The 24,566-nt window shown below is 30.3% G+C and carries 30 protein-coding genes; 8 read left to right on the top strand and 22 right to left on the bottom strand.

Annotated elements, in window-relative coordinates; all coding sequences use genetic code 11:
• Positions 1 to 101: 101 nt before the first annotated feature.
• Complete coding sequence (locus CN946_RS17485) at positions 102 to 584, top strand: DinB family protein (protein WP_098862315.1); 483 nt, start codon at positions 102 to 104, stop codon at positions 582 to 584.
• 104 nt (positions 585 to 688) lie between these two features.
• Here CN946_RS17485 and CN946_RS17480 read toward each other — a convergent pair whose 3' ends face one another.
• Positions 689 to 1,474 carry a DUF4931 domain-containing protein gene (locus CN946_RS17480; protein ID WP_483295404.1) on the bottom strand — a complete coding sequence of 262 codons (786 nt, stop codon included), beginning with the start codon at positions 1,472 to 1,474 and terminating at the stop codon, positions 689 to 691.
• A 45-nt stretch (positions 1,475 to 1,519) separates the two neighbouring features.
• Positions 1,520 to 1,846, bottom strand: a complete 327-nt coding sequence (locus tag CN946_RS17475; RefSeq protein ID WP_176547371.1) for a hypothetical protein — start codon at positions 1,844 to 1,846, stop codon at positions 1,520 to 1,522.
• A gap of 569 nt (positions 1,847 to 2,415) precedes the next feature.
• On the opposite strand from CN946_RS17475, the gene CN946_RS17470 reads away from it, so the two are divergent.
• Entirely contained in the window at positions 2,416 to 2,568 is a 153-nt protein-coding gene (locus tag CN946_RS17470; RefSeq protein ID WP_082459321.1) for a YpzG family protein, read from the top strand.
• Between the two features lie 216 nt (positions 2,569 to 2,784).
• On the opposite strand, the gene CN946_RS17465 is transcribed toward CN946_RS17470, so the two are convergent.
• The 5 genes from CN946_RS17465 to CN946_RS17445 form a co-directional block, all read right to left on the bottom strand.
• Entirely contained in the window at positions 2,785 to 2,916 is a 132-nt protein-coding gene (locus CN946_RS17465) for a DUF4023 domain-containing protein (RefSeq protein WP_098862313.1), read from the bottom strand.
• An 83-nt stretch (positions 2,917 to 2,999) separates the two neighbouring features.
• Positions 3,000 to 3,323, bottom strand: coding sequence for a DUF2085 domain-containing protein (locus CN946_RS17460; protein WP_286133970.1), 324 nt, complete (start codon positions 3,321 to 3,323; stop codon positions 3,000 to 3,002).
• A gap of 11 nt (positions 3,324 to 3,334) precedes the next feature.
• Positions 3,335 to 3,619, bottom strand: a complete 285-nt coding sequence (locus CN946_RS17455) for a hypothetical protein (RefSeq protein WP_098862312.1) — start codon at positions 3,617 to 3,619, stop codon at positions 3,335 to 3,337.
• Positions 3,620 to 3,704: 85 nt separating this feature from the next.
• Positions 3,705 to 4,001: a hypothetical protein gene (locus CN946_RS17450; protein ID WP_097976928.1), complete on the bottom strand. Its 297-nt coding sequence runs from the start codon at positions 3,999 to 4,001 to the stop codon at positions 3,705 to 3,707.
• Positions 4,002 to 4,173: 172 nt separating this feature from the next.
• Positions 4,174 to 4,929 carry a sporulation protein gene (locus CN946_RS17445; protein WP_098862311.1) on the bottom strand — a complete coding sequence of 252 codons (756 nt, stop codon included), beginning with the start codon at positions 4,927 to 4,929 and terminating at the stop codon, positions 4,174 to 4,176.
• 200 nt (positions 4,930 to 5,129) lie between these two features.
• Here CN946_RS17445 and CN946_RS17440 point away from each other — a divergent pair, with 200 nt between their 5' ends.
• On the top strand, positions 5,130 to 5,570 hold the full coding sequence (locus tag CN946_RS17440) for a cupredoxin domain-containing protein (RefSeq protein WP_098862310.1): 441 nt from the start codon (positions 5,130 to 5,132) through the stop codon (positions 5,568 to 5,570).
• 129 nt (positions 5,571 to 5,699) lie between these two features.
• On the opposite strand, the gene CN946_RS17435 is transcribed toward CN946_RS17440, so the two are convergent.
• Complete coding sequence (locus CN946_RS17435; RefSeq protein ID WP_176547370.1) at positions 5,700 to 6,080, bottom strand: FixH family protein; 381 nt, start codon at positions 6,078 to 6,080, stop codon at positions 5,700 to 5,702.
• Positions 6,081 to 6,278: 198 nt separating this feature from the next.
• Between CN946_RS17435 and CN946_RS17430 the strand changes: the two genes are divergently transcribed.
• Complete coding sequence (locus CN946_RS17430) at positions 6,279 to 6,743, top strand: hypothetical protein (protein WP_098862308.1); 465 nt, start codon at positions 6,279 to 6,281, stop codon at positions 6,741 to 6,743.
• 58 nt (positions 6,744 to 6,801) lie between these two features.
• On the opposite strand, the gene CN946_RS23565 is transcribed toward CN946_RS17430, so the two are convergent.
• The 4 genes from CN946_RS23565 to CN946_RS17420 form a co-directional block, all read right to left on the bottom strand.
• Positions 6,802 to 6,960 (bottom strand): histidine phosphatase family protein, encoded by a 159-nt coding sequence (locus CN946_RS23565; RefSeq protein WP_176547369.1) that lies wholly within the window; start codon positions 6,958 to 6,960, stop codon positions 6,802 to 6,804.
• 68 nt (positions 6,961 to 7,028) lie between these two features.
• Positions 7,029 to 7,181 (bottom strand): hypothetical protein, encoded by a 153-nt coding sequence (locus tag CN946_RS23560; RefSeq protein ID WP_176547368.1) that lies wholly within the window; start codon positions 7,179 to 7,181, stop codon positions 7,029 to 7,031.
• Positions 7,182 to 7,459: 278 nt separating this feature from the next.
• The gene (locus tag CN946_RS17425; protein WP_098862307.1) at positions 7,460 to 8,311 is read right to left on the bottom strand and encodes an alpha/beta fold hydrolase; all 852 of its coding nucleotides are present in this window, start codon (positions 8,309 to 8,311) and stop codon (positions 7,460 to 7,462) included.
• 103 nt (positions 8,312 to 8,414) lie between these two features.
• Entirely contained in the window at positions 8,415 to 8,879 is a 465-nt protein-coding gene (locus CN946_RS17420; protein WP_098862306.1) for a GNAT family N-acetyltransferase, read from the bottom strand.
• A gap of 217 nt (positions 8,880 to 9,096) precedes the next feature.
• Here CN946_RS17420 and CN946_RS17415 point away from each other — a divergent pair, with 217 nt between their 5' ends.
• Positions 9,097 to 9,924, top strand: coding sequence for a 5'-nucleotidase, lipoprotein e(P4) family (locus tag CN946_RS17415; protein ID WP_098862305.1), 828 nt, complete (start codon positions 9,097 to 9,099; stop codon positions 9,922 to 9,924).
• 472 nt (positions 9,925 to 10,396) lie between these two features.
• Positions 10,397 to 11,044: a 2OG-Fe(II) oxygenase gene (locus CN946_RS17410; RefSeq protein WP_098862304.1), complete on the top strand. Its 648-nt coding sequence runs from the start codon at positions 10,397 to 10,399 to the stop codon at positions 11,042 to 11,044.
• Between the two features lie 770 nt (positions 11,045 to 11,814).
• On the opposite strand, the gene CN946_RS17405 is transcribed toward CN946_RS17410, so the two are convergent.
• Both CN946_RS17405 and CN946_RS17400 read right to left on the bottom strand, forming a co-directional pair.
• Positions 11,815 to 12,684: a proline iminopeptidase-family hydrolase gene (locus CN946_RS17405; RefSeq protein WP_098862303.1), complete on the bottom strand. Its 870-nt coding sequence runs from the start codon at positions 12,682 to 12,684 to the stop codon at positions 11,815 to 11,817.
• A gap of 44 nt (positions 12,685 to 12,728) precedes the next feature.
• Complete coding sequence (locus CN946_RS17400) at positions 12,729 to 12,968, bottom strand: hypothetical protein (RefSeq protein WP_098862302.1); 240 nt, start codon at positions 12,966 to 12,968, stop codon at positions 12,729 to 12,731.
• 338 nt (positions 12,969 to 13,306) lie between these two features.
• Here CN946_RS17400 and CN946_RS17395 point away from each other — a divergent pair, with 338 nt between their 5' ends.
• On the top strand, positions 13,307 to 14,167 hold the full coding sequence (locus tag CN946_RS17395; protein WP_098862301.1) for an alpha/beta fold hydrolase: 861 nt from the start codon (positions 13,307 to 13,309) through the stop codon (positions 14,165 to 14,167).
• Positions 14,168 to 14,273: 106 nt separating this feature from the next.
• Here the strand turns inward: CN946_RS17395 and CN946_RS17390 are convergent, their stop codons facing one another.
• From CN946_RS17390 to CN946_RS17360, 7 genes are all read right to left on the bottom strand, one after another.
• Complete coding sequence (locus CN946_RS17390; protein WP_098862300.1) at positions 14,274 to 14,873, bottom strand: response regulator transcription factor; 600 nt, start codon at positions 14,871 to 14,873, stop codon at positions 14,274 to 14,276.
• Positions 14,870 to 16,006: a sensor histidine kinase gene (locus CN946_RS17385; protein ID WP_098426172.1), complete on the bottom strand. Its 1,137-nt coding sequence runs from the start codon at positions 16,004 to 16,006 to the stop codon at positions 14,870 to 14,872. Before CN946_RS17385 ends, CN946_RS17390 begins: the two co-directional genes overlap by 4 nt.
• A 104-nt stretch (positions 16,007 to 16,110) precedes the next feature.
• Positions 16,111 to 17,136 carry a Delta(5) desaturase DesA gene (gene desA, locus CN946_RS17380; protein WP_098862299.1) on the bottom strand — a complete coding sequence of 342 codons (1,026 nt, stop codon included), beginning with the start codon at positions 17,134 to 17,136 and terminating at the stop codon, positions 16,111 to 16,113.
• Between the two features lie 789 nt (positions 17,137 to 17,925).
• Positions 17,926 to 18,453: a hypothetical protein gene (locus CN946_RS17375; RefSeq protein ID WP_098862298.1), complete on the bottom strand. Its 528-nt coding sequence runs from the start codon at positions 18,451 to 18,453 to the stop codon at positions 17,926 to 17,928.
• A 295-nt stretch (positions 18,454 to 18,748) separates the two neighbouring features.
• On the bottom strand, positions 18,749 to 19,438 hold the full coding sequence (locus CN946_RS17370; protein WP_098862297.1) for a response regulator transcription factor: 690 nt from the start codon (positions 19,436 to 19,438) through the stop codon (positions 18,749 to 18,751).
• The gene (locus CN946_RS17365; protein WP_176547367.1) at positions 19,435 to 20,541 is read right to left on the bottom strand and encodes a sensor histidine kinase; all 1,107 of its coding nucleotides are present in this window, start codon (positions 20,539 to 20,541) and stop codon (positions 19,435 to 19,437) included. The genes CN946_RS17370 and CN946_RS17365 overlap by 4 nt, the downstream gene beginning before the upstream one ends.
• A 216-nt stretch (positions 20,542 to 20,757) precedes the next feature.
• Positions 20,758 to 21,801 (bottom strand): ATP synthase beta subunit C-terminal domain-containing protein, encoded by a 1,044-nt coding sequence (locus CN946_RS17360; protein WP_098862296.1) that lies wholly within the window; start codon positions 21,799 to 21,801, stop codon positions 20,758 to 20,760.
• A gap of 741 nt (positions 21,802 to 22,542) precedes the next feature.
• Here CN946_RS17360 and CN946_RS17355 point away from each other — a divergent pair.
• Positions 22,543 to 22,893, top strand: a complete 351-nt coding sequence (locus CN946_RS17355; protein WP_098862295.1) for a transporter — start codon at positions 22,543 to 22,545, stop codon at positions 22,891 to 22,893.
• A 40-nt stretch (positions 22,894 to 22,933) separates the two neighbouring features.
• On the opposite strand, the gene CN946_RS17350 is transcribed toward CN946_RS17355, so the two are convergent.
• Positions 22,934 to 24,451: a diguanylate cyclase gene (locus tag CN946_RS17350; RefSeq protein ID WP_098862294.1), complete on the bottom strand. Its 1,518-nt coding sequence runs from the start codon at positions 24,449 to 24,451 to the stop codon at positions 22,934 to 22,936.
• Positions 24,452 to 24,566: the final 115 nt, after the last annotated feature.

Here is a 24,566-nt window from a genome sequence, read left to right as displayed (position 1 = left end):
TAATATTTATCTAAATAAGAGTAATACTCAAATTTTAGATTCATAGAGTCTGGTAAAAAATTTCGGTTTACAATTATTAAAATAGAAATGGGGAATATCTTTTGAAAGAGAATATCCAAATTCGTGAAGAACTTATGGAAGTTATTGATCATTTAACAGATGAACAGTTAAATAAGAAGGTAAATAATGAAAAATGGTCCATTATGCAAGTTCTTGAACATTTATACTTAATGGAATCTAAATTAGTAAAGCTAATGACACGAACATTTAATGAACCACCTAGTGAAGTTATTCAAGATAAGCCAATTCACCTAGCAACTGATCGTACTAAAAAAATATCCTCCCCACCTCATTTTGAACCAACTGATCAATTCATTACTAAAAAAGAAATGATTGAGAAATTGAACCAATCTAGAAAATCACTACTTGATTTTGTTGAACTAACTAAAGATCATAAATTAGATGATAAAGGCATGCCACATCCGATTTTTGGGCAAATCAATTTAAAACAATGGATTCCTTTTATAGGTGTTCATGAAAAACGTCATATTGAGCAAATTAGAGAATTAAAAAACGAATTATAGTGGAAATCAACATCACTCTCCTCCTTTTACGAAAATTTGATAATAAGTGAACAATTTTGTTTTTCAACAACGTGAAAAAGAGCTTACATCGCGTAAGCTCTTTTTTATATTGAAGAAATTGCCTCTAATTCTTTTTGGTAAAGACTAAGTATTTGATCTTTATGTACTTCTAACTGATTAGACACTTGAGAAATTGAATAGCCGATAAATAATGGAGAGACAACAAATCTAGGAATAATTTTACAAATAATTTTCCCCTTCCATTTATAAAAGAATAAATTATAGCTGTGAAGACCTTTAAAAAAATGGTTAAGCAAATAATGGGTAACCGTTTGTAAGTAGACGGCCATTTGTGGAATAAATTTCTGATCATCAATAAGAATATTGAATTCTCTAAATCCCATAATTGGATGAGTAGAAATGTTTAATTCATATCCATTATCCGACGAAATGGTAATCCCCTCGAAATACACATCTGTTACCTTTTTGTTGTTATCAATATTTTTCAAACCAACAATTTGCATATGAGGATGACTTAGTGTTCCTCCTGATAATGGGCCATGATTTTTATATAAAATAACAGATTTGTATTCTCCTGTCGATTCCATTTCATCCCATTTATCAATTGCAAATGCTAATAATTCTGTCAAATGTGTTAAAGAATATTTCGAAGGATCACCTTCACAATCGTCGCTTTCAATAATAACAGTTTGAAAAGTGTCTTCTAATGTTGGAAATTTATTTTTCAAATAAATAATCGATCCAGATGTATCGATAATATCCGTTAAGCTTTCACGATCACAGAATGGGCATTTAACTTCTTTATTTTTAATACTATCAGGTTTTTTAACGCCTATATCCATTTTAAATTGTAAGACCTCATTTTGAATATCCATCATGGTTTCCCCTTTGAAAAAAGTATATTAACAATGTCTCTAAATTAATAACGCCTTTAATTCTTTACCTCTTTTTAAATAATAATCTAAATGAGGTTTTAATTTATTTTCATTTGTATTGATTAAATTTGAAGTTATTTGATAGAACCCCCAATTTATGCACCCAGAAAGCCAAAGTAATAAAGTAAGTCGATCAATATTTTTAGGAAAAGAATTACATTTAAACCGAGCCGCAGTCTTATGAAAACTAGCAGCCATCATTCCAACTTTTTCGGTTATCAAATGATTAAATTTAGTAATATGTATTCCATCTATCCATTTAAATAATATAAAACGATACGATTGATTTTCAATTAAAACGCTCAAAAAACGTTCATTCTTTCTAGATTTAACAATCTGCATAATTGGAATTCTATTTTCAACCAATAATTCTGTGAATTTTATTTGTTCTTCAATTATTTCATCTGAAAGTTCACCAAAAAATTCATTTTTTGATCGATGGGTCCTAATAAATCTAGCTGAATAAGCACAGTTGTTAACTAAAATTTTAAAATGCTTTTCATTATGCCATTTTTTTTTATGTTTAAGTCTTTAATAATTTCAATTGATTTAACTGATAATGGATATTGTTTTAGTAAATGTTTTAATAATTTTTTCCATCAATAAAATCCTTTCAAATCAAAAATGTTTATTTTGAACTTAAAAGAATTCAATAAAGTATATACAAATCCTTCAAAAATTAACTATGTTAAAATTTATTGTTTTACTATTAACAATGGTATCTTTAATAAACAATCCCTGAGTTTCAAAATGCTAAATCGATATTTAATTTTATGTATTTAAATAGTATCTTTTTCAACCTATTTTCAAATACTAAATACGATATTCAATTGAATATCGAAAATATCCTATAATATCTAAGAGGTGAATCAAACATGAACTCCAAAAATCATTTAGATCCACATTCTCAGAAATTTGTTCATAATTGGACAAGGGCTAAGCGTTCAGCATCTCAAGTGAACGGTAATACGATGATGTCTCAGCCAAACCTTATCTTGAAAACTAACACAAAGGCCCACAGTCTGTAACTGAAAGGATATTTTAAAATATAAGGAAGAAGACATTGTGTCTTCTTTCTTATTTAATTTTGCAGATTTGATTTATTTATGACAATAATTATATTTTATAATTTGAGCATCGTTATTATTTTTAAATAGCATTTTAAATGAACGCAAATTATTTATTATATTTAATATATTAAAAAAAGCCATGACTATAGCCACGGCTTCATGCTTTTTTAAATTTTATTTATTTGTACCATGTTGTTTAGTAGGTAATTTTTCGTTTGGTGTTCCATTACCTTGATGTTCTTTATTTTTTTGGTCTTTTCTTTGTCTTTCATGTAATTTTTCGACAAACTCATGTGTATCTTCCATTTTTTAATCCTCCTTAATAAAGAATCTAAATGTTACTTTAACCAACTAGGGAGAAAAAAATTCATAATAGATATATATAGAATTTACATAAGAATTTTTATCAAAAATAGAACAGACCTTACAATCAATATTGTTTGAGCAATTCCAAATAGGAATCCTGTTATGAAACGAAAGAAATTATTACTTTCTCTCCATTTCCATTTCTGTGTATACCCATCAATTAATAACGGAATCATTAAAATAGGAATATACCACCAAAATATAAATGATGAGATCATAAATACAAATGGAAGAAACAAATAACCCACAAGTATGGCTGTACATCTTGCACAAAGTGGAAAAGTATAAGAGCCTATATGAAATGATCTTTCTTGCTTACGATGACATGGAATCCAATTTAAAATCAAAATTAATCCCCCTAGCTTGGACAATCTGGACTACAATCACAATCCGGTGTGCAATCAGGAGTGTGATGATGACAATCAGGGATGTCACAATCTGGTATAAAACCAAAATCACCGCAATCACACCAATCGATTGCTCTTCTTTTCGTTCTTCTGCGCTCATAGTAAATAATCATAACAATGCCAATAACGATACTTGCACTAATCGATATTAGCCCTTTTACTAAAAAACCCTTTACAATTAAAACGATTCCTAGGATAAGAAGAATAAAAAAACCGCTGATTAAGAAAAAGACCACCTTTATCACTCTTTCTTAAAAATAATGAAAGACTAACCTAAAGTTAGTCTTGTGCTTAGTCACAAACATAAACTTAAAAATCTGTCTATTTTGAACGTTGAGTCGCCGCACCAATTAAAATAAAGATGGCTGATAGAATATGCATAATCATACCTAATATAGGAATCCATGCAAGGCATGAAGTTACAATCCCAAAAATATTTCCACTAGCAGAGACACCTGCTTTTTTCGCTAACACGAGCGTAATGATGTGGAGGATTAAAGCAATAAATAATGGCGTATAACCAAAGCCAATAACGATCGAACCACCTAAAACAGGTATACCGAGTAATGCTTCAAAACCACCCGAAATCCATTTCATATTTTTAACGTTAGATCTCATAAAAACTCCTTTTCAACAAAAATGTTAATTTTTTCTAATAAATACTATTGTATTCTATAAATTCTTATACGGATAGTTTTTATTATAAATTCAATTTAAATTCGGTCTTAAGAATGAGAATTTCCAACTGTAAATTAAAAAGTAAGAGACAAATCTGTCTCTTACTTTTTAATTAGTTATATTGTTGTAAAAATACCCTAATTGAATTTGCAATTGATTGCGCATCTTTAAGTTGCTCATTTTTAAAGCTAAGTGATGTTTTCTTTTCATCTAATCCTAATGATTCTTGTAGTAAACCTGTTAAACCACGATTTGAACCAGATTTATCTACTACTACCATCATAAACAGTCCATCTTTATTCGGTTCGATCATACATTCAATTTCATCAAATCGCCATTCTCTTTTAGAGCTTGGAACAAACTCCCACTCTTGATAGAATCGACCATTTTGAGCCTCCACCTCGACCTGACGTAAACGGAAGCCAAGAATTTTAGATGCTTCTACAAAGTTTGCTAATTCTTCATGTGCATGAACCTTTAAGAAATCAGTATCTGTTGGGTCTAAACTTAAATCAATATCTAAATCAGTCTCAATCCAAACTTGGCCATGCCTTATAGTAATCGGTGTGTAAAATGGCAATTGGAACGAAAAAGGAATTACTATTTCTTCATTCGCTTCAATTTTCATCTTTCCGGATACACGCTCTTCATGTAATTGAATTTTAACGTTTACCTCATCGTCTCCACTTTTCTTTTTAGCATAAGATTTTAACTTAAGCCCAATATGATTAATTTCTTGTGCAACTGAACCACCTTTAACTTCAACTACACCTTCAACATTTTTTCCTGGATATAAATCTCTAGTATGAATAATTGTATTTACCGAAGCTGCTCCAATTCCTAGTCTAGCTAGTACTTTTTTAAACATCAGATCCCCTCCAAAAAATTACTACATTTCCATTATATAGCAGATTACCCGTCTTGAATAATCCAAATTTAGTAATTATTCCCTTTAATACATTATGAATAAAAGAAATAACTAAGAAACTTATGAAAGTAGAATTAGTAGACAAGTTATTAATAGGATAAGCATATTTTATAATATGAAATTAATTTTGGAGGTGTCTTATGCACTTTATTTTTATTAAGAAAAAATGGTTATTAATTTGCTTTCTCCTTGTAGTTATTGGATTAAGTGGTTGGTATTACTTAACACCCAATTCAGTTCAGACTGCAGTTGAGCAGCAGCACGTAAAAACCATAGATATCGATATGATAACAGCCGAATTCAGTACAAAGCTAGATGATGGAACGGAAATCGAAGCTTATAGATGGGATCCAGGTACGATAGTGATTGAAAAAAACCAAAAAGTAAATTTAAAAATTCATGGAATAAACGGAAAAGAACATAGTTTCCATATCGAAGGAACAAATATCACGGGTGTAGTTGTTAAAGGTAAAACGACTGAAGTACCTTTATTCTTTAAAAAAGAAGGTACATACCGATTAATTTGTGATACTCATTCTCATGACGGGGCACCAATGATTGGTTATATTGTTGTAGACTAATTAATTAATTATTTACTAACAGAAGCAGTTATACCCATCTTGCTTAAATGGACTACCAATTGTATTTCAAAAAAAGATAGTAAAAAATAGTCTATTTTACTAAATTTACTATCTTTTTCTTATTCTTCTTTATTTAATTGATACTTTACGTTCATTTTTACCCTTTTTTAAAGTAATTTGTTTACTCCAAGTACCTTCCATTGGCAGTTCCAAGCTCACTTCATATATACCTGTATTTATTTTCTTCATACTCGCTTCAACATGATGATTCATACTTTTCATTTCCATTTTCAAATTAATCGAATCTACATCTACTTCTTTTCCATTTGAATCTACTAAATTTACTTGATAGACATGTGTATGGTTTTTATTTGTTAATTTTTTTTCGTTAATTGATAATTGAATATGATCTAAAAAAGAGTTCGATTTAACTTCAGCCTTTTTGCCACAGCCAGAACAAACTAGTAAAATACTTAACATAATAATGAATATGTAAAAGAATTTCTTCATTAACATCACTCCTTTTTAAATAAAATCCTCTTCCTTACTTTATTTAAAAATGTTAATTAAATTTGTGATAAAAATGTGAAAGCATAATTAAAAATAAAATTATTCTTATCTCAATCATACAATTAAGCTTTTTCAACATATAATTGAACGTTATAACTCAAACAACTAAGGATCCTACATAGGGAGGAGTTTAACTTAATGTTCTTAGAATGGGCTAGCATTGTATTAACTGTACTACTTTCATCATATGTCATCATAATCGCAAATAGAAAAAAAGAAAAACTTTCTTGTACAGCTGGAAAAATGATCAGTATGACGAATTCAATGATGACAAGTGTTACCGTAGGTACAATCTTTGGTATTTTTTTTCGGAATACAGATTTGACCATTCCTACAATTATTTCAATGACTGCAGGCATATTAATAGGATACTTAACAGGTAAACCTTTATCATTAATGGCTGTATTAGAAGGTATAACTGCGGGAATTATGGGTGGAATGATGGGAGCAATGCTTGGCATTATGCTACAAGAAACCTATTTAAACATATTAATCTATTTTATAGACGTTGTTTTTGTATTAGTAACAATCCTATTAATTAAAGTGATTGATCAAGAAGTTAGCAAATTTAATAATAATGAAAAATCTTTCCAATCAATTTGATCATTAAAATAGCCTACCTATTTTAAATTAGGTAGGCTATCATATTTTAGTAAGAACATTAAATACGATCCAAATGACCTGTATCGCATAGTACTTCAAATTCCAACTCTTTCTCTTCACCAAAATGAATAATCGTTAAACTTGTTCCGTGGACATAAGGTAAATCCCATAATTTTTCAATTAGCGCTTGTTTTAAATGAGCTACAATTGTTGCCAATACAACTGCATGCGTAACAATTTTGTTAAATAAATTGTTAACAACTTTAGTCCTCCAGCTTTAGTAAATTATTCCTTAACTTGTTTTTCTTCTCTTCGTTCATATAAAATACCTGCGATTAAGGCAAGTAAAACATTTGTAATTAACAATGGGCTAAATCCAGAACCACAAACTAATGATAAAAAAAACGCAATAATAACGAAAAGGACTGGTAAATTCATTTTATATTCTCCTTAAATAAAAAGATAATAAATTTTAGACATAATTAAACCTATTTTATTAAAAATATTTTACCATGAATTAACTATTTTCTAACAATTCAAAAAAAAAAAAAAAACGATTCATTTGAATCGCTTTGGAATCAGGATTAGGATCCTAGGTTCGTATACCCTCTTGCTAAATTTAACAAAGGTATAAAATATGATGAAAAAATTGCTCTAAATTATTTGAACTTATTTTGACTTCATTCTATACATTTTTTCAACTTCTTACAGTAGATTTAGACAAGCTTTTTTTTAGTAAATTGTGTTACTTCCTTAAAAAACAGTTCCTTCTCTTCTAAAAATGGATAATGATTACTTTGATTTAAAATGACTAATTTTGAATTTGCAATTCCTTCAGCCATTTCTTCTGAATATTCGATTGGACATTGTACATCATGTTTGCCACAAATGATTAAAGTTGAGCAGCTTATTAATGCTAACTTTTTTGTTACATCGTAAATTTGAAATTCCCTATTAAAATAATTTAGTCGAATTGCTGACATTTTTTTAGAAATTGGTAAATTAAAATATTCATGATATCTCTCAGGTTTATGTAAAGATAGCTTTGTCCGCTCAATTGATAGAGCTTTTCTTTCTTCAATAGACAATTCATTAATTTTTAGTCTTTCAATTAAATCTTGCATGTTATTAAATTGCGGATGAGCCCAGTTATAAATACAGTTTTTTGAAAATGTTGCATAGTCTCTTGCTGCAGCCCCAACAATAATATTATGATTTAAAGAATTTGAAAAATAGATCCCATAAATGATTCCAAGCATACCACCGGTAGAATGTCCAGCAAAATTCCAGGATAAATAACCTAATGATTTCCTAATTTCTTCTAAATCAAAAATTGTTTCTACCATACTCAATTCATAAGGAAAATGTGCTTTTTCAGAATTACCGGTTTCTCTTAAATTTATTAAAAATACTTTAAATAATTTAGTAAATGAATTGGCAAAATAATCTCCAGTATCATTAAACTCAGAGTAATTATGTGTGACACATAATGGTTCTCCCTCACCTTTACAAAATACTTCAAATGTACCTCGTTTCGTATTAATTAGTCTTCGTTCCCATTTCTCCATAGCGTAAAAACCCCTACTTTTTGACATACCCTACAGGTAATAATTCCTATCATTTAAAAAATTGTTCACAAATAATTCAAAATTTATAATACGTAAAATTCAGTTATCTCTGAACATTGTAATACCAAACTGCTTCTTCTCCAAAGTAGTCACCAGTCGGATTAAATCCGTATTGCTTATATAAATTCATAGCTAATTTATTATCTTTATGAACTGTTAAGCGAATCTCATTGCATTGCTGAAATTTATTCACAATCCATTTTATCATTTCAGCAAATGCTAATTTACCATAACCTTTACCTTGAAACTGTTTACCAATTAAAAACCCATTTATCCAATAACTATTTGTTGTATGTTCTTCATAAGCATGCATAATAAATCCGACCATTTTCTGATCATCATAAATTGCAAATGGGATATATTCCACATTTTCGCCATCTGGTTTTATATATACTTTTGCAATGGATACTGCAACTGAAGGAACAAAATTCAATTGTTCTCTATCTACTTCAAGTTTTAAAGCTTCTTCCCAACTTTCTCTTGTTACGATTTCTAAATGAATAGTCATCGATAGCCTCCCTTTAAACTTAAAATTTTAATCCCTTCTATCATATCACTTTTTTGTTTGCATTCAGAAATTTCTGAAATTACAGTAAATGAAATTTTTTAAAAAGGCGAATATTTTTTAGTCTTTAGGTAATAACAACCTTAAAAAGCAATTTTTATATGTACTACCTAATTTTTAATTAGCTAGGTACATTTAATAAATATGAAAGGAATCTATTATGAAAAAAATTGTTATTATTCTCTCTATCTTATTTGCATTTGCATTTGGTTCATTAGCTGGCATTGGTTTTAGTAAAGCCGAATTTGCAAGAAGCACTCAAGAACATAATGTTATGTCTACTAATTGGTTTCAATCATCTGCGGAAAACAAGGCTTTGCAAATTCAAATTTATAATCAGGCAAAAGAAGAGCTTGCTGAAACAATGGTTAAAAAGAAAGCAATTGATAAAATAAATAAAAAAGCGAAACCAGCCGCAGTTATTTTAGATATTGATGAAACAATTCTTGATAATTCCCCTGATACTGCTTGGTCCATTAAAAATAATACTTCCTACCCACAAGGCTGGGATGAATGGATCCATATGGCAAAAGCTGATTTAATTCCTGGTGCAAAAGATTTCTTGCTCGCAGCGAAAAAAATGAATGTAGATGTTTTTTATCTTACAAATCGTCCTGAAAAAACACGAGATGACACAATTAAAAATTTGAATTTACATGGATTACCGAATGTTGACTCAAAACATTTATTTTTGAAAACAGATACAGCTCAAAAAGGACCGAGACAAGCAGAGATTGCAAAAACTCATGAAATTGTTATGTTAGTAGGCGATAATTCAAACGATTTATCAGATATTTTTTATAAAGCGGATTTGAAAACTCGAAAAGATAATGTCGATAAAATTGCAAAAGACCTAGGGATAAAGTATATCCAATTACCAAATCCGATGTATGGGGACTGGGAAGATGCGATCTATCGTTACAAAATGTCAAAAACTGCAGATGAAAAAGCAGTCGATCGGTATAAGGCTTTACAACCCATGAAATAGATAGCTTATTAAGGTTAGATTAGTTAGTTTTAACTTATCTGACCTTTTTTCTTTATTAAACATCCAACAATTGATTGGATAATTACTATTTTCATATGATTAAATTATATCATTTCTTTTTTTATTCAACTCAAACATATCTCCCTTATTATCAAAACTAAAGGTTTTCAATACACGAAATTCGACAAAACTCCCAAATTATCACAATTAAAATGCTCTAAAATTAATTTTCAAAACTTTCTTTAAACCTAGGTCTGATAAGCTTTGATTTAAGCAGGAAAATGACAACACAATGAGGAATATATTCTTAAAACGAATTTTTTGTCTATATGTATTGTAACCTGGATACATCAATTTAAATATTAGTTTTTTCTTTTCTACAAAAATGATTTGCGAAATTTGTTCAAAGCAATGATCTCACCAATTTTTCCTAGGATTTGTATTAATGAACTATACAAGGAGATGTGACAAAATGTTAGAAAAAGGAAAATTAAAAGAAATCGAACAAACCATTTTTAATCATACTGGCCCGACTATCCAAACAATTGATCGCGAGATTGAGATTCTTACTCGCAAAGAGGAACCATTAGTTGTCTTACTTGATAATGTTTTAAGTGATGAAGAATGTGATGAGTTAATTAACCATGCAAAGTTACGCATGAAACGGTCAAAAATTGGGCTATCTCATGAGGAAAATGAGATGCGAACAAGTAGTGGTATGTTTTTTGAGGAAAGTGAAACGGAACTTATCAAACGCATTGAAAAACGAATCGAAACGATTATGAATATTCCAATCGAACATGCAGAACCATTACAAGTACTTCATTACGAACCTGGACAGCAGTATAAACCGCATTTCGATTACTTTTCCAATCATCGGACAAATAATAATAGGATTAGTACACTCATCCTCTATTTAAATGATGTGGAAGAAGGCGGCGAAACGATTTTTCCTACACTTAATTATTCTGTTGCCGCCAAAAAAGGCACTGCTTTATACTTTGAATATTTTTATCAGGACGAAGCAATCAATGAACTAACGATTCATGCAGGTAGCCCTGTTATTAGAGGAGAAAAATGGGTTGCGACTCAGTGGATGAGACGACAACGTATTCGCTAGTATTAAAATAATAATTATTTAATAGAATAATTTGCATCTTTAGGACCAGATATTTCAGATAATTCTAATAATATTTGGTCCTATTTTATGTAAGGTGCTTTCCTTTTTGCTTTTTCAGTTACATATGAGCAACTTATTAGTTACTTTAACTCAATTTTTTTCTATTTAATTACTCATGAATTTTCTATGAGGTACCATAATTCACTTTTTTTATTTTTAGCTACCTCATGAACCCTCCATGAGGTACTATAGATCACTTTTTTCCTTTTTAACTTCCTCATTATCACTCTATGAGGTATTAAAATTCAATTTTTTCCTTTTTAACTTCCTCATGAACCATCTATGAGGCACTATAATTCACTTTTTTCCGTTTTTACTTCCTCATGAACCATCTATGATGTACTATAATTCACTTTTTTCCGTTTTTACTTCCTCATGAACCATCTATGAGGTACTATAATTCACTTTTTTCCGTTTTTACTTCCTCATGAACCATCTATGAGGTACTATAAATCATTTTTTTCCCTTTTTACTTACTCATGAACTCACTAGAGGTACTATAAATCATTTTTTTCCTTTTTAACTTACTCATGAACAACCTGTGTGTTCCCAAATCTCAATTTTTTCTTTTTTTACTTACCCATGAATACCCTAAAAATTAATAAAAATCATATTTCTCCTTTTCCACCTACTCTTAACCCCTCCACAACTAACAAAAACCACCATAAAAAAACGCAAGGGATCAACCTTGCGTTTCACAATTTAATTGTTTATTCAACTCCCTTTAAAAAGCTTTCAACTACTCGTATATACTCTTCTGGTTCTTCTATGTACGGCATATGTGCACTTTGCTCAAATACGTGGAATTTTCCATTAGGCGTTAGCTCGCGGAAATATTCTGTTGATTTAGGTGTTGCTTCATCGTATCTACCGCAAGTATACATCGTTGGAATTTGGATGTCTTTTAATTTTGAAGTGCAGTCAAAATCCTTTAAGTTTCCAGTTACATGAAACTCCGATGGTCCCCACATAATATTGTATACTTCTGGATTTCTGTAGTGTTTTCCTTTTTTAAGGAATTCTGGGTATGGGTCTAATCTGCAAACAAAATGTTTGTTAAATACAGCGTTGGCATTTTTGTATTCCTCTGAATCTGTTGTTCCATTTTCCTCGCACTTATTTAATGTTTCTTGTACATCAAGCGGGAGTAGTTTTCGATTTCGATCTTGATCCTCAGCCCATAATGGGGCGCTTAAACAAGGGCTTGAAAAGATTATACTTTTCACTCCAACTGGTCTCGATAAATAATAAGCAGCAGCAAGTGTTGTTCCCCATGAATGACCGAGTATATGAAACTCATCAAGCGAAAGCGCTTCTCGGATTTGGGCTAATTCTTCAACGAATCTATCAATATTCCATAAAGTAGTATCTGTTGGACGGTCAGACTTTCCACAGCCTAACTGATCATAAAAAATAACTGGGCGATCTTCTGCTAATACGTGTAGACCTTGCATGGAATAGTGCGATGATCCAGGCCCTCCATGTAAAACAACAACAGGGATATTAGATGAATTTTTATTATGAAACGAATACCATACCTTCCCGCCTGTTACTTCAATAAAACCCTCAATCACATTCATTTATTTCTCTCCTTTACATTCGAAACATTGTATTAATCCACATCTCAAACATTGGTTTTTTTGATGATGAGAGCAAGTGCTAATGGAATCATTGGAAGAAATGCAACCAACATAAACCAACTCTCTGCTCCACCAAAATATAGTGTTGGTAGTATTAATGCAACTCCGCTCATTATTAATGTTTTCCAGGATTTTTTCCATAGTCCAAAAACTAAAAGAACGCATCCAGAACTTATTAACAACCAAAAGATTAACCCTACCCAATAGAATCCAGCATTTTCCATTAAGTTCACACCCTATTCAGTTTTATGTATTATAGGAAAATATTTAAAGATCATTCCGATAAATAATAAACGATAGGTATTATTTCATATGTATGCTTGGATAATTTCTGTATTTATCTGAATTTTACCACATTTTTATTTTAAATAGAAAAACATTATGTATTTACAAGTTAATTCTTAACTATACAGTTTCTTACCATGATTGTAATAAAGTGATTAAAACAGTTATTTTTATATAAACAGCCTTATTCAAAGTAATTGCGCAAAAGTCATGAAATATTATGAGATGAAATAATATAGGAAAGTAAGACATTTATAAGCCAATGGGGGCGATTAAATTGGCATATGTAGAACTTGATTCTCATACAAAGCTCTATTATGAAGATCATGGAGAAGGTCAAACAGTTATTTTTGTTCATGGAGTTATGATGAGTAGTAAGTTTTTTCATAAACAAGTACAGTATTTTAGTAAAAATTATCGCGTCATTACTTTAGACTTACGAGCACATGGGAAGTCCTCAAAAATTCAATATGGTCATACCGTAGCACAGTACGCTCGTGATTTAAAATGCTTTATAGAAAAACTCGATTTAAAGGATGTAATTTTAGTAGGTTGGTCAATGGGAGCTTTTGTATTGTGGGATTATGTTAATCAATTTGGGAGTAAAAATATTAAGGCGCTAACAGTTGTTGATCAATCTGCATCCGATTATATATGGCCAGATTGGGAGTTTGGAGCATTTGATTTTACGATTTTAAAAAATGTAATGCAGTCGATCCAAGAAGATCAGAACAAATTTAATAGCGATTTTATATATGGTATGTATATGGATCAACCTGATCCAAAAGAACATAAATGGATATTAAAAGAAATGAATAAATTACCTGCAGCGATTGCAAGTACAATAGTATTTAATCAAACGGCTGTAGATTATCGGGATACTCTTTGTAATGTTGATATTCCAACATTAATTTGTTTTGGTAGTCATGGATTTTTCCCATTAGCCGCTGGTGAGTTTATTCAAAAAAATATAAAAGGTTCAAAATTCGTTCCATTTTATAATAGTAGTCATCTTTTATTTTTGGAAGAAACAGATAAGTTCAATCAGGAGCTAGACGAATTTTTTAAGGAAGTACAAAAATTTGGAAAAGGAAAAACAAAATCTAGAAAAAAAGAAAAAAGAAAAGCAGGAAACTAAATGGTGAACAAGGAATGCAGGATTTAGGCGTTAAAGGATTGAAAAATTTTGTTTTCAATTCTTGCCCTACCTGCTTTTCTTGTTTTCATTCTTCCTACCATTAACTTCACTTAAACCAACCTTTTTCTTTTGATTGTTTTATAGCTTCGATTCTATTTTTAACTTCTAATTTGTCCAAAATCATAGATATATAATTTCTAACTGTACCTGTTTTTAGACTCAATTCATCCGCAATTTCTTGTGTGTTCTTACCATCCGCTACTAGTTCTAAAACTTCTTTTTCTCGGTCAGTTAACGGATTTTCTTCAGCGTATACATCATCCATAAGTTCTGGAGCATAGATTCTCTTCCCGGCAATAATACTTCTAATTGAACTTGCTAACTCTTCACTTGGACTATCCTTTAATAAATAGCCCTTTACACCCGCTTTTAATGCTCTTTGAAAATAACCAGATCTAGCAAAAGTTGTTAATATTATCACTTTACAATCTAAAGGTTTTAATTCTTCTGCGGCCTCAATTCCAGTTTTACCAGGCATTTCAATATCCATTATACAAATGTCAGGTTGTAATTGCTTGACTAGTTTAACTGCTTCTTCTCCGTTTGATGCTTGACCAACAACTTCCATATCATCTTCTAGATTAAGTAAAGAACCAAGAGCACCTAATAGCATTCGTTGGTCTTCAGCAATTACGATCCTAATCATACTAGTTCCTCCACTTCAATTTGTTTTACATCGATTGGAACTTTCATAATTAAAGTCATTCCGTTTTCACAGTTTACCTCTAATGTTCCATTCACAAATTCGAGTCGTTCCTTCATTCCAATTAAGCCATAGCCAGTTGTAAACTTTTCCGATTTACAACCAACTCCATTATCTATTACCGAAAAAATTATTTCATTTTTCATTTGTTTAATTGATATTTTACATAAAGTGGCACTACTATGTTTTACAACATTTGTTACGGCTTCCTTTAAGCACATACTGACAATATTTTCTGTAAGTAAGGAAACATTTGAAAGTTGAAAGTTTTCGTTACATTCAACTGTAATTTCAGCAGCATGTAGAATTTGCTTAATTCTTATTAGTTCGTCTTTAATTCGAATCCCTCTCATTTGAGAAACGATTTTTCGAACCTCATTTAAAGCTGTTCTGGCCGTTTGTTGTACATCCTTTAATTCATTTTGAGCTAAATCCGGATCCTTTGTAATTAACTTTCTAGCTAAGTCACTTTTTAAGCCAATCAGAGAAAGTTTTTGACCTAGTGTATCATGTAAATCACGAGCAATTCTTTGACGTTCTTCTAGTTTTACAAGATCTGATATACGTTTATTAGCATCTACTAACTTTTCTTCCAATTGCCCTCTTTCATTTCGACTGTAAAGACTAAATGGTAATAAAATAACGCTAATCCAAGTAATGATTATAAATGGAAGCTGCCTAATTATTAATTCTTCTTGAAGGATAATCGTGATGTTGATTGATATTGTAGTGATTACTAAATGAAGGATATATAAAGTTAAAAATGTAGCACGATTTTTTCTCTTTCCAATCATATAAGCTATAAAAAATGCAAAATACACATAGCTAAAAAGTATATTCATTGAAGTGGATATGATGATTAAGATTGATGACCATAGAAAAATTGACCATCCTTTTGATCTGTACGCCAATCGATAGATTATAAAAAATGATATTGTTAGTAAAATTCCTATTATGATTCTTAAAGTGGAATGAGCAGAAAGAAAAATAAAATAAAATGGCAAAATTCCTAAAACTGTCCAAATATATGGTGAGATTCCAGTACTTTTTAGGAAAACTAAATATCTTTTAAACATAAATTTACCTCATTATTCAAACGTTTTGTGACCTACTTTAACAATCTTATCATATTTAAGCAAAGTTAATCTTTATAAAAATATAAATAAAATACATCAAAAGTTCAGACAGTGTCTGAACTTTCGCGATTTACTTTATAGATTGATTTTATATCTTTAAATCCTACAAATTGCTTTGATTCTTCATCCCATAATTTGAATTTCAAAGATGTTAAACTTGTTTTTAGTGTAATCGTAGGTACATTTTGTAATGGAAGCGTATTATTATGAACAGACTCTAAATTATAATTTGGTACTCTTGGACTTAAATGATGAACATGGTGGTATCCAATATTACCAGTAATCCATTGCAATAATTTTGGAAGTTTATAAAAAGAGCTTCCTTCAACTGCTGCTTTTACATATTCCCAATTCCCATCTTCTTCAAAATAAGTGTCTTCAAATTGGTGCTGTACATAGAATAGCCAAATTCCTAATACTGCCGAAATGAAAAAGATCGGACCTTCCACTAATAAATAATTTTCCCAACCAATTGTATAGCAAAATAACGCTGAAACCCCAACAATTAAAATATTAGTTAAATAGGTGTTTAGTCTTTCTTTTAATTTTGCATTTTTTGTATTGAATCGATTTGTAATTAATACGATATAAATTGGTCCTAAACCGAACATGATTAATGGATTACGGTATAGACGATATTGTATTTTTGTCCAGAATGATGCTGCAACGTACTCCTCAACAGTTAAAACCCACATATCTCCAATTCCACGCTTATCTAAGTTACCACTGGTCGCATGGTGTACTGAATGACTATGCTTCCACTGGCTGAAAGGAAATAAAGTAACAACGCCTGTAATTGTGCCAAGAACTTTATTTGCTGTTTTATTCTTAAAAAATGATTGATGACAACAGTCATGGAAGATAATAAATATCCTTATTAAGAATAGTGCAGCAACTATATCAATAAAGATTGTTAATACTACAGAAATAGACATACTTTTATACGCAAGATACCACAAAAATATAAATGGAATAAAAGTATTCATCATTTGCCAAATACTAGCTTTTAAATTTGATTTTTCATAAGGAATAATTTGCTTTCGTAAACTCTTTTGATTTTCTTTTGACATTTAGAAGTTCCTTCCTAATGTTGTAACATTTCATTGTTATATTATCCTAATTATATAAGTTATTTTTACCTTTGGTAGTAGCAGGCGTCATATGAAAAAGATGACAAATGTCATATTTAATTAAACGCTTACTTTCAATATAGAATCTATATAAACACATTTATTAGAATGTTTAATTTTCTGGTTAATATTATAGTTTTTTCATAAAAAAAAGTAATACTCAAATAGTATTACTTTTTGCTGTTAAAAAAAGAGGTATTCGATTATATAAGTAATGTCTTCTTGATTTCCACTACATGATGCTCGCTTTCCATGGGGCATGAGCTGAGCCTCCTCGTTCCTGCGGGGTCTCACCCTTCCTGCATATCCCATAGGAGTAGAGCATCCTTCCGTTCCAATCAATTCTTCAAATATAAAAATTACTCTTTAAATCATTTGAATAATCATTAATTCAAGAATTGCCCTTTATTTACAAATCTGTACCTAAAAGTTAATGTCAATTTCTACTAACACAACTTTACACTTCCAATTATGGTAAATATCATTATGACTTTACTCTTAAAATTGATAGCTTCATTATTTTTACATTGTTTTTAAAGAAGGCTCAAATAATTTCTTCAGTAAAATCAATTTTAATTCAATAAAAACGTGAAAAACACTACTTAATCAACAACAATCAGAACCTTATGAGTAATGTTAAACTTAATGTTCATACTTTTCATATTGACTCTGAAGTAATACTCAAATAGTATTACTTCTCATCAGTTAAAACTTCAATAAATATGATTTTTAGAGGGTTGCCACTTTTTTATTCTTTTTTATTTTTCCAAAAGGTTTAAAATACGTAATGTATGTCATGAATGCTAAACAACTTAAGTTAAAAATTCCAGTTATAATAATCGAAAGCCAAGTTGACTCAAATTTATTTTGATTAAGTGCACTAACCCCTAATCCTTCTGCGGTTTTTACTAAATACGCGAACCAATCATTAATCAAAAAGATGCCAATCAGGATAATTAAGACAGTTAGAACGAGTTTTATAACAATCCAATAATGCTTTACTAATCCCCACTGCGTCCAAACAGAAAGTAAAATCCCCGTAACTAAAGTTGCAAGTGCAGGATATTTTAGTAAATTTTCATCAATAATATGCATACTGGATAATGTATAAATAAGCTGCTCTGAGTTTTGCGCATTTTTTAAATATAAACCTAATATTATTAAACTTAATGTACCTCCAAACCAAGCACATACTGCTAAAACATGTACACTAACTAATATATTTTTTTTCTTCAAATTTAATTTCTTTTTAGCCACTACTCTGTTCCCTCCGTTTTCATTAATCTAATACTTTTCATCATAGTGGCAAGATATAAAACTACTATTATCAATTTCTTAAATAATTCTTAAATCATTTCTTAATTAAAATATTGCTTGTTGTGTGACAACCAGTTTAACTTTCTTCAAGATGTTATAACATGAAAATATCAGTATTTACTTTGGTGAAGTATTGAAATAAATGCATTAAAAATGATTAGGCAAATAAAAAGAGCCATCCTTTAAGCCAGTTTACTAACTTACAGGATCACCCTTTAATTTAAATTATTGAAATTTAATCTTTAAACCGATATCCCGCTCCCCATATCGTCTCAATATAATTCGGGTTGGATGGGTCAACTTCTATTTTTTCTCGGATTTTACGGATGTGAACAGTTACAGTTGAAATATCTCCGACCGTTTCAAATCCCCAAATTCGATCAAATAATAATTCTTTACTAAATACTTTATTTGGATTTGAAGCAAGAAAGGTAAGTAAGTTAAACTCCTTCGTTGTGAATATTTTTTCTTCTCCATTAACTAGAACTTTTCTAGAATCCTTTTGAATTGTAAGTCCCCTTACTTGAAGTTCTTCCTCATTAATTTGACCTTTACTTGCTAAACGTTGATACCTTGAAAGATGAGCTTTAACTCTGGCTATTAATTCACTTGGACTAAAAGGCTTCACGATAAAATCATCTGCCCCTAGACCAAATCCCCTAATTTTATCAATATCTTCTGTTTTTGCTGAAACAATTAAGATTGGAATATCTTTACTTTCTCGGATTTTTTTACATATTTCAAATCCATTTAATTCTGGTAACATTAAATCGAGTATGATTAAATCATATTCCTTCGATAAAGCTTTTTGAAGTCCGCTTTTCCCATTTGATTCTATTTCAACTTCAAAATCATTTATTTCTAAATAATCTCTTTGTAATAATGCGATACTTTGATCATCTTCAATAATTAAAACCTTTTTCATTTTGTCACCTTTAATATTGATTTCTTATTTAATGAAAGAAAAATGTTTGTATATTCACCAATTTGACTTTCTGCCCATACTTCTCCACCGTGCTCTTCTATGATTCTTTTTGAAATAGCCAGCCCGAGTCCCGTTCCACCTGTTGATAGATTTCTTGATGGATCGGCTCGGTAAAAACGATCAAAAATAAACGGAAGTGCCTCTTTAGAAATTCCCTTACCGTTATCATGAAATTTTATCGTTATTTTTTCTTTGTCATCTATTAATTTTATGGTAATTTGTTTTTCAGCTTTATCCATGTATTTCAAACTATTTTGAATGATATTTGTCATTACACGTTTGAATTGTTCTCGGTCTATTAGTACTATACTAACTTCTCGATCCACATTCTCACTATAAGTAATACTTACGTTTATCGGTTCTAAATCAAATTTCAATTCCTCTATCCGATCGACTAAATAATCATGAATATTTACTTCTTCAAAATGAAATGGTACTCGTTTTAAATCTAACTTCGAATAAAGGAATAGTTCATTAATCAATTGATCCATATCCAAGGTTTTCAGATAAATTGTTTCAATATACCTGTCCATTTTTTCTGGTGTGTTTGCCACGCCATCTTTAATTCCTTCAATATATCCCTTTATTGATGTAATTGGCGTTTTTAGATCATGTGAAATATTGGCAATTAATTCTTTACGATTTTCTTCGTATTTTTTCTGTATTTCAGCTGCCTCTTTTAGATTTCTTCTCATTAATTCAAAGCTAATAGCTAATTGACCGAGTTCATCTTTGTTTATTGGTTTAACTTCAAAATTTAAATTTCCTTCACTAATTTGTTTAGCAGCATTTGTAAGATTTTTTACTGGTCTTAGTATACTTCTAGAAACAAAATAAGATAGTACTCCATTTGTAATTGCAAAAATAGGGACAATAATTCCGAAACGGAAAAAATAAAATGAATGAGGTGGATGACCATTAAATTTAGGTACAAAAACCTTATAGTAAAACACACCGAGTAAAATCTCGATGAGGATAAAAGAAATGATTGGAATTACAATCATAGCAATATTAGATAAGATTAACCGTTTTCGAATCGACAAAATATATTCCAACTTTCAAATGAGTGATGAACTATTACTTTATTTCAGTTTTGATACTTGTTTTTGGCATAGTATAATTCAGAAAAATTAATTGCCTATTATTAAATTCTTAAATAATTCTTAAATTTTATACTACCATCCTCCAGAAAACTATATTTAAGTAAAATAATAAAAAGTGTGACACATGCATAAGTGTCACACTTTTCATTAAATTTTCTACAGGGTACCAATAAAATTCATTTTATCTACTTCCATTGAATCGTAAGCACCATCGATTAGTTTTCGAACATCTTGTAAAGTATTTTGCAAATTAACAGATGCCCCTTTGATACCTGTAAATTCTTCTGCAACGAAAAATGGCTGAGTTAAATAGGCTTCTAATAATTCACCACGTTTAAATGTTAATTTTTCATTTTCAGGTAATGAATCAATTCCATGTACTGCTACTAATGACCTTAACTCTCGATATCTTCGTAGTAATTTCTGAGCTGCTTTTTGTACTTGGTTGTGGGTTTGGTCTGGTTGATTATCTTCTAAAACTGTAGATGTTGAATGAATAGGATTAATTGCAGGGTATTTATGTCTGAAAGCTAAGTCTGCATCAAACTGCCATAATGTTTCTAAAGGTCCGTATGGGAAATCTTCATCCACCGCTTCTCCTTTTAAATCAACTAAAAAAGTAGTTACACCTTCAATACCAATATCTGCTAATTTTTGTTGGAGACGGTTAATATCACCGGTAATAACGTTTGAACGATCCGCTGCGAAAGCAAACTCAACATTTTTTCCCGCTTTTGCAATCGCTTCATACACTTCATCAATTGAATGACATACTAAATTTACATCAGCTAAAATATCGTCTATTTCTGGATGTTCACCTTCTGGTTTTAATAAAATCGTAAAATATGAATCATTCTTTAATTTATACAACATTTCTGCTAATACAACTAATTGACCCATGCCAGGTCTTGCAACCAAACCGACTGTACCACCTTTAACTAATGGAGCAAATAAATCAAGTGTTTTTATTCCCGTTTCAATCATCTCAATCTTCTCCCCTCTAATGATCAGTTCATCCAATGTACATTCTGCTAAAGCAGCTAAGGCGACTAGTGTTCTTACTTCTGAGCGACCAATTGGAATTTTTCCAGTACATAAGTTTGATACAGTTGCTGGTCTAAGTCCAACAGTTTTCGCTGAAGTAGTTAAATTCGGTACTCTACGACGTAATAATGCGACATTCAAGCGTAAATTTTCCATTTTTCTCCTCCTTTAAATTTAATTTATTCGAATTTACAGAATTTAGCAAGTGTTTTTTACTTTTAAAAGTAATTTTTTTACCCTATAAAGTAAAAATCGGTATTTTCCACTAAAAGCAAATTGCTTTTCGGAAAATAATCGGGTTGTTTTTAACGATTCAGATAAGTAGAATTCACTATCTTTGAACATAAAAAAAGAGAAGTGGTTCAGTCTTCTCTTTGATGTGTTTCTTAATGAAATTGTTGAATTTTATTTGAATTGTTCTATTTTCACTCTATATTATTGTTTATTCATGTAAATATTGTTGTTTTAATCTCAATTTTTAAATGTTGCTAGGTCTTAATTGCAGTTTACAAGTTTTTAATTGCAGTTTTAGCTTTTTTATTTGCAGTTCTCCCAATCTTAATTGCAGATATGGCTTTTTTATTTGCACTCATCGAATTTTATTTGTAGTTTTAGCTTTTTTATTTGCACTTTTCCAGTTTTTAATTGTAGCTTCGGCTTTTTTATTTGCACTACCCAAAAGTCTTAATTCCAATTGACAAACTCTATACCATTTCAAATTCTCAATTAAAGTTCGTATTTCAAAATAGAAAATGATCATGCTCAGGAACCTTTATAAAAATCATTCTTCTATATTGCAAACATCCCTAGTTAATATGGATATTTAACTATCAGCCCAAACAAAAAACATTAATTTTCATACTTTAATAAGGATAAAACTAAAAAGGAGTTGATAAAATGAACTTTCCCCCTCAATATCGGACATTTCCAGGCTTTCCAGGACAACCAAGCGGATTCCCAGGGCAACCGGGTGGCGGAGGTCACGGCGGGTCTCAAGGTCAACCGACTGCACCACCACCTTCATTCACTCCAACAATGTCTCAAGCTACAGCATTCGCAATAGACCCAGGTGCAATTGCTGGTTGTCGATTTAGAAATACTTATGTTTGGCTGAATAATGGAGAACAATTTTGGTACTTTCCAACCTTCGTGGGCAGACAATCAGTTGCTGGCTGGAGATGGATTGGCTGGAGATGGGTTTTCTTTGGAATTGATACAAGACGAATTAGATCGTTTACGTGCTTCTAAAAACTATCGCTACTTTAGCAAAAAGCCTTGTGATTAACGATCACAAGGCTTTTTTAACGAAAGACATTTCCAAATTACTAGAATTTACGTTTACTTGATTTCTACCATTCATTTTAGCCAAGTACAGAGCTTTGTCGGCAAAATTTATGCCATCTACTATGTCAATTGAGTCATTTGGCACTAAATTTACCAACCCAATACTAACACTTACATATGAGGAAATTAATGACTTCTCATTCGGAATCTTTAAATCTACTATTACATTTCGAATTTTTTCTGCAATATTAACTGCTTCTACTTCACTTGTTTCTGATAAAATACCAACAAACTCTTCACCACCATATCTGGCAGAGAAATCATTATCTCTTAATAAATTGATCGAAATGGCATTTGCTACAATTTGTAGACATTTATCTCCTTCTAAATGCCCATAAGTATCATTGAATGTTTTAAATGAATCAATATCAATCATCATAATTGTAATCGGTGTTTGATTTGTACGAGCTTCATTCCATTTAATTTGAAAAACTTCATCAAAATATCGTCTATTTGCTAATCCTGTTAAACTGTCTGTAATGGATAGTTTATGCAATAAATGATTTGCTTGTTGTAATTTTCGTTCTGATTCTTTTTGTTCAGAAATATCCCTAAAAACAACCATCGTTGCTAATTGTCCCTCGTATAGTACTTTAGAACCTGATAATGATAAATCAATTTTTAAACCATCTAAACGGATATATCTACTTTCTTTGCGATCTTGTATGAGATCACTATTTATAAATTGCTTATTACGTCTAAATGAATCATTTAACCCTGATGGTTCAATCAAGTCAAAAACATAGATTCCGATTAATTCAGAAGGTGACTTAGCTCCAAGTAGATTAGCAGCCTTTTGATTTGCTAACTTTATTTCTCCATCTATTTGGACAAATATTCCATCTGGGGAAGTTTCAATTAATGTTCGATATCTTTCTTCACTTTCTTTAAGTGCAATTTTTAATTTGTCATTTTTATTTAAAAAGTGAATAAAAAAAGCAATGAATGTTCCGCCTAAAATGATCGCTACCTCATAAACTAGCATTACTGGAAAAACTGAATTTGAAAATTTAATATGTTGATAGACAAAGAAGAAACTGCTTAGTATGACTAAAAAAGAAATCATACTAAACCATTTAGTCCAATATTGTTTAATCCACCTATTTAGAAGCCCACTGACGACCGCATTTATTGTGATCGTTACACATGCATAAATTGAACCATCACTTACACCAAAATAAGAAAAGCGAAATGCAATAAGCATCATGCTTGTAAAAATGGTCGCTCTAATTCCTCCAAAATATGCTGCAGATAAAATAGCTAGCTGTCTAAAATCAAGAATATTATCTTGATAGATGCTCACTCCAAAAACAATTAAAATAATGCCAAATATTCCATGTAGTACACCTACAATAAGTGGATATTCTTTTTGAAACTTTTGCTTTAAAAAATCTTGAATTCGATTAAATCCAATTAAGAAAAATAGTAACAATGAAAAATTAAGAAATAAATCTTTAATCATATTTACACCTTTATAAAATCATAATCTTCTTTCTAATTATATAAATGCTCTAATTGGATTGTAGTTCGTCTGCTAGTAGATTTAAAACTTTTTTCACTTGAGTGTCTATATAGAG

Origin of the sequence: Bacillus sp. AFS053548 (assembly GCF_002575105.1) — a bacterium.
Taxonomy (GTDB): domain Bacteria; phylum Bacillota; class Bacilli; order Bacillales; family Bacillaceae_G; genus Gottfriedia.
The sequence above is the reverse complement of the archived record's forward strand: the minus strand, read 5'-3'. Positions and strand labels throughout refer to the sequence as shown.

Bases quoted from the DNA above. Each gene is read 5' to 3' on its own strand.
- CN946_RS17415 (WP_098862305.1), top strand. From the start codon at position 9,097: ATGAAAAAAATTGTTATTATTCTCTCTATCTTATTTGCATTTGCATTT.
- CN946_RS17445 (WP_098862311.1), bottom strand. From the start codon at position 4,929: ATGTTTAAAAAAGTACTAGCTAGACTAGGAATTGGAGCAGCTTCGGTA.
- CN946_RS17400 (WP_098862302.1), bottom strand. From the start codon at position 12,968: ATGGAAAATGCTGGATTCTATTGGGTAGGGTTAATCTTTTGGTTGTTA.
- CN946_RS17435 (WP_176547370.1), bottom strand. From the start codon at position 6,080: ATGAAGAAATTCTTTTACATATTCATTATTATGTTAAGTATTTTACTA.
- CN946_RS17360 (WP_098862296.1), bottom strand. From the start codon at position 21,801: ATGGAAAATTTACGCTTGAATGTCGCATTATTACGTCGTAGAGTACCG.
- CN946_RS23560 (WP_176547368.1), bottom strand. From the start codon at position 7,181: ATGAATTTACCAGTCCTTTTCGTTATTATTGCGTTTTTTTTATCATTA.
- CN946_RS17390 (WP_098862300.1), bottom strand. From the start codon at position 14,873: ATGATTAGGATCGTAATTGCTGAAGACCAACGAATGCTATTAGGTGCT.
- CN946_RS17410 (WP_098862304.1), top strand. From the start codon at position 10,397: ATGTTAGAAAAAGGAAAATTAAAAGAAATCGAACAAACCATTTTTAAT.
- desA (WP_098862299.1), bottom strand. From the start codon at position 17,136: ATGTCAAAAGAAAATCAAAAGAGTTTACGAAAGCAAATTATTCCTTAT.
- CN946_RS17420 (WP_098862306.1), bottom strand. From the start codon at position 8,879: ATGACTATTCATTTAGAAATCGTAACAAGAGAAAGTTGGGAAGAAGCT.
- CN946_RS17385 (WP_098426172.1), bottom strand. From the start codon at position 16,006: ATGTTTAAAAGATATTTAGTTTTCCTAAAAAGTACTGGAATCTCACCA.
- CN946_RS17350 (WP_098862294.1), bottom strand. From the start codon at position 24,451: ATGATTAAAGATTTATTTCTTAATTTTTCATTGTTACTATTTTTCTTA.
- CN946_RS17430 (WP_098862308.1), top strand. From the start codon at position 6,279: ATGTTCTTAGAATGGGCTAGCATTGTATTAACTGTACTACTTTCATCA.
- CN946_RS17450 (WP_097976928.1), bottom strand. From the start codon at position 4,001: ATGAGATCTAACGTTAAAAATATGAAATGGATTTCGGGTGGTTTTGAA.
- CN946_RS17425 (WP_098862307.1), bottom strand. From the start codon at position 8,311: ATGGAGAAATGGGAACGAAGACTAATTAATACGAAACGAGGTACATTT.
- CN946_RS17465 (WP_098862313.1), bottom strand. From the start codon at position 2,916: ATGGAAGATACACATGAGTTTGTCGAAAAATTACATGAAAGACAAAGA.
- CN946_RS17370 (WP_098862297.1), bottom strand. From the start codon at position 19,438: ATGAAAAAGGTTTTAATTATTGAAGATGATCAAAGTATCGCATTATTA.
- CN946_RS17470 (WP_082459321.1), top strand. From the start codon at position 2,416: ATGAACTCCAAAAATCATTTAGATCCACATTCTCAGAAATTTGTTCAT.
- CN946_RS17440 (WP_098862310.1), top strand. From the start codon at position 5,130: ATGCACTTTATTTTTATTAAGAAAAAATGGTTATTAATTTGCTTTCTC.
- CN946_RS17405 (WP_098862303.1), bottom strand. From the start codon at position 12,684: ATGAATGTGATTGAGGGTTTTATTGAAGTAACAGGCGGGAAGGTATGG.
- CN946_RS17355 (WP_098862295.1), top strand. From the start codon at position 22,543: ATGAACTTTCCCCCTCAATATCGGACATTTCCAGGCTTTCCAGGACAA.